Here is a 3,848-nt window from a genome sequence, read left to right on the forward strand (position 1 = left end):
AGGCAAACGGCTATAGGAGCCAGATTCAGCGTAAAGGCCATCGAAACAAACCGTTGTCCAAGACTCAGCAAGGGCGAAACCACAGGATTGCAAAGACTAGGGCACGGGTTGAACATGCATTTGCGGCGATGGAACAAATGGGTAGAAAACTGATCCGCACCATTGGACAGGTGCGCGCTAATTTTGCCATGACGATGATGGCAGCATGTTACAACCTAAAGCGGTTGGCGTACTTCCAGAGCGCGTGCATCGTGGCTTTCTGACGCCCAGAATGGGTCAAATGGCCCTAGCCAGGGCAATGTGCGATAGAATCAGTAACGTGATAATCAAAAAAAATCTAATTATTTAGAATGAAAGCCAAGGGTTAATTGAAAATCTTGAGTTTTTCGAGGTGCCCTAAAGTAACACCTGATGCACCAAATTTCGCGAAACAAAAATTACACAAGTTAGGGCCTATTTCAGTAGCAGAAAAAATTACTTTAGCGGTATTTGCCATGCTTTTGCTTATGTGGGCTGGTGTGCCTGCGCTTATTTTTGGTAGTGCTTTTACTATTAACCCTACCGCTGCGGCATTTATCGGTCTTTCCGTTTTACTTTGTACCGGGGTATTAGCTTGGGATGATATTTTGAAAACCAAGGGGGCATGGGATACAATTACTTGGTTTGCTGCACTGGTCATGATGGCATCTTTTCTAAGTAAGCTTGGGTTGACTAATTGGTTTTCTCAAACAGTTGGAAACGCTATTGATCATCTGGGGATCGGCTGGATTGGTGGCATGTTGTTACTTGTTTTAATATATGTCTATTCGCATTACTTTTTTGCCAGCACTACAGCCCATATTATGGCAATGTTTGCAGCATTTTTTACTGCTGGATTAGCATTGGGCGCGCCACCTATTTTGCTTGGTTTGATCCTGGCTTTCTCTTCATCATTAATGATGTCGTTAACCCATTATGCTACAGGTACTGCGCCGATTATTTTTGGTTCTGGTTATACAACCTTAGCTGAATGGTGGAAAGTGGGGTTTATATTAAGTGTGGTTAATCTTTTAATTTGGTTAGTCATTGGTGGTTTATGGTGGAAGTTATTGGGCTATTGGTAAGTTATAATTAACATATCTAAATTGCTGTACTATATCTGTAAGCTAAATAGGGTTTAACATTTAATAAATGCAATCTTGCTGTAAAAGTACCACTAAAATCTTCTAGCTATTACATTCGCTTTATTTAAAAACAAGTGAGGAAATATGCAATTGCGTAGGTTAGGTTCAACTGGATTTGTTATCCCACCACTTGTTTTTGGTGGTAACGTATTTGGTTCGACTATCAATGAAAAAGAGAGTTTTACCATCTTAGATGCTCTCTATGATAACTGTTTAGTTGCAATTGATACGGCAGATGTTTATTCAAGTTGGGCAGCAGGTAATCGTGGAGGAGAATCTGAAACTATCATTGGAAATTGGCTAACTAAACATTCCATAGCCAGAGATAAATTAATTATTTTTACCAAAGTGGGCGCAGATTTAGGTTCGCCTGGTAAGCGCGGGCTCTCTGCTCGCTGGATTATAAATGCGGTTGAGGACTCATTACGGCGTTTACAAACAGATTACATTGATCTCTATTTTTCTCATTGGCCTGAACATCAATACACCTTATGAAGAGACGTTAAACGCTTATCAGAAGCTTTTAACAACAGGCAAAATTCGTGCTATAGGCGCCTCAAATTTGGATGCAGGGCAATTGAAAACAGCGTTAGATGTGGCGAATAGTCAGAATTTACCGCGATACCAGGTATTACAACCAGAATACAATATTTACGATCGCGCCGCTTTTGATGATAAGTTGAAGAAACTCTGTATCAAAGAAAATATTGGGGTTGTCACTTACTATAGTTTGGCATCTGGTTTTTTAACCGGAAAATATCGTCGTCAAAGTGATTTAAATAGTAGTCTTAGAAAAAGTGATATCGATAAATATCTCAATCAAAGAGGTGAAAGAATTCTCAAGGCGTTGCAGGTAGTTGCTGATGCTCATCAAGCTACCTTAGCTGAAGTCGCCCTTGCATGGTTAATGGCTTTTAATGGGATCACCGCACCGATTGCTAGTGCAACTACTGTTGCTCAGGTTGAAAGTTTTGTTAAAGCCATTAATTTAACATTGACCAAAGCGCAATTCGAATATATAGATTATGAAAGTAAATTAAATTGAAAAATTTTTTTATATGCACAGATTGAAAATTTAGCTATAAAAATGGATGATTGTCTATCATCAAATGACGATTATCCAATTTCATGGTTTATGCCATTTGATATTTTTTATTTATATAAAACTTTAATAACAAAATAATAGAAATAATTCAATAGCCATTCAATATATTTTTTCTTATTAAACATATGTTTAGCTGCATATCGATATTGGTTGGAGGTTGATGCCGTTATAAGAGGAGTCGTTTTCCAAGGCGATTTTTCTTTTATTGCAATAAACAGATCTGTACTGGGATATTCAGACCAACTATTCCATGGCTTGGTTGGGCCAATATAATGAATGAATTTTACATTATCAATGGTAGGGAATAATGTTCTATTTTTTAATTCATAATTAATACTAAATTGGGTATTAAATTTTTTCTCTAAAAATAAAACTTGATTTACCAGAGATATATTTAATGCATCCTGATCATAAAATATAAATTTTGCTTTTGTCTTATCATCAAGTAATACATTTATCGTCTTCTCAGTTACTTTATTTTTATACCACTTATCGGTATCGATCAGCATAACGCCAGAGTTAAAGTAGCCATTAGCTATTGCTGGTGTTGCTAGCATTTCAGCCCGTTTTTTCCATAGGTATTGGTCTCGGTCAGCGACAGCCGCAATAATATGATGGCTTAAATTGATGGTGAATAATTCTGATATATCACCCGAACAAATAATGTCTGAATCTAAATATAATATTTTATTTATTTTTTGGTGAAAATAATTTGCAATGATAAAGCGAAAATAGATTGCATGAGACCACAATTTATTGGTTGGTAATTTTTTTAGCTGCAAAGTGTCAATAAGTAATATTGTTATTTTTGTATTATATATTTTTGTTAGTTCATCATATTTTTTCAGTTCATCTGCAGAAATCATATCAGTAAAGATATAAAAGTGGAAGGTATAATCTTTATTAAAATATAGAATCGAACAGATAGAGATTGCAGTACCAAGAGAGAAATTCATATCTGCTCCGTAAGCAATATGAAACTGGCAATTTTTTACCTTAGCAGATGAAAATTCATAGCTTGTTAGTATCATCTCCTTACTATTGAAATACATTAAGTTTCCTTTTGGCAAAGCTGGCATTAATTTTATCGTAAATTGTTACTGATTCTAGCGTTAGTAGAAAGAAAAAACCATTGCTATAACCATTATACTTTATAAAAATTGATTAATAATCATTATATTTTTTAAAAATGAAGAAAAATTTATATCTTATTGAAAGTAAATATAATATTTTTTAGTGATGAGATGTTTTAAAATGGTTTCTGATCTGTTGCTAATCAGTTTTTTTCTTATGTCAAATTAAGTCATTATTTGAAAATATAAGATGAATTAGTTTCTGTTTTGATTTTTATGATAGATAAATATCATAACGGATAAATATAGTAATTAAATTAATATTATGGGCACCTCGAAAAACCTAAGCCGAGTTTGATTTTGCTGATAAAGTTATCGGAAGCTGGTCTACTGAGCTAACCACCATGAAGAAACGCAGCGCCATTAAGAATGACCTCTTTGCAAACCAGTATCACCAACAGACGATCGACAAGTTGGGTGACCCGCTGGTCAAGATCGAAACCTGTA

At 35.1% G+C, this 3,848-nt stretch carries 2 protein-coding genes and 2 pseudogenes; 3 read left to right on the forward strand and 1 reads right to left on the reverse strand.

From position 1 onward, the window contains the following. The 3 genes and pseudogenes from CBG25_RS05865 to CBG25_RS05875 all read left to right on the forward strand — a co-directional run. Nucleotides 1-263: transposase (locus CBG25_RS05865; protein ID WP_290603799.1), on the forward strand; the 263-nt coding region annotated here is incomplete at its 5' end. Between the two features lie 132 nt (nucleotides 264-395). Then, a pseudogene (locus tag CBG25_RS05870) lies at nucleotides 396-1,103 on the forward strand (anion permease); the annotation flags it as partial. Between the two features lie 144 nt (nucleotides 1,104-1,247). Continuing rightward, nucleotides 1,248-2,208 (forward strand): annotated as a pseudogene (locus CBG25_RS05875) (aldo/keto reductase). Between the two features lie 107 nt (nucleotides 2,209-2,315). Here the strand turns inward: CBG25_RS05875 and CBG25_RS05880 are convergent. Next, nucleotides 2,316-3,347 carry a glycosyltransferase gene (locus CBG25_RS05880; protein WP_290605265.1) on the reverse strand — a complete coding sequence of 344 codons (1,032 nt, stop codon included), beginning with the start codon at nucleotides 3,345-3,347 and terminating at the stop codon, nucleotides 2,316-2,318. Between the last annotated feature and the right edge of the window lie 501 nt (nucleotides 3,348-3,848).

It is taken from the genome of Arsenophonus sp. ENCA, assembly GCF_002287155.1.
Classification (GTDB): domain Bacteria; phylum Pseudomonadota; class Gammaproteobacteria; order Enterobacterales; family Enterobacteriaceae; genus Arsenophonus; species Arsenophonus nilaparvatae.

Excerpts from the sequence above, each read along its gene's own strand:
- CBG25_RS05880 (WP_290605265.1), bottom strand. The coding sequence starts at position 3,347 with ATGCCAGCTTTGCCAAAAGGAAACTTAATGTATTTCAATAGTAAGGAG.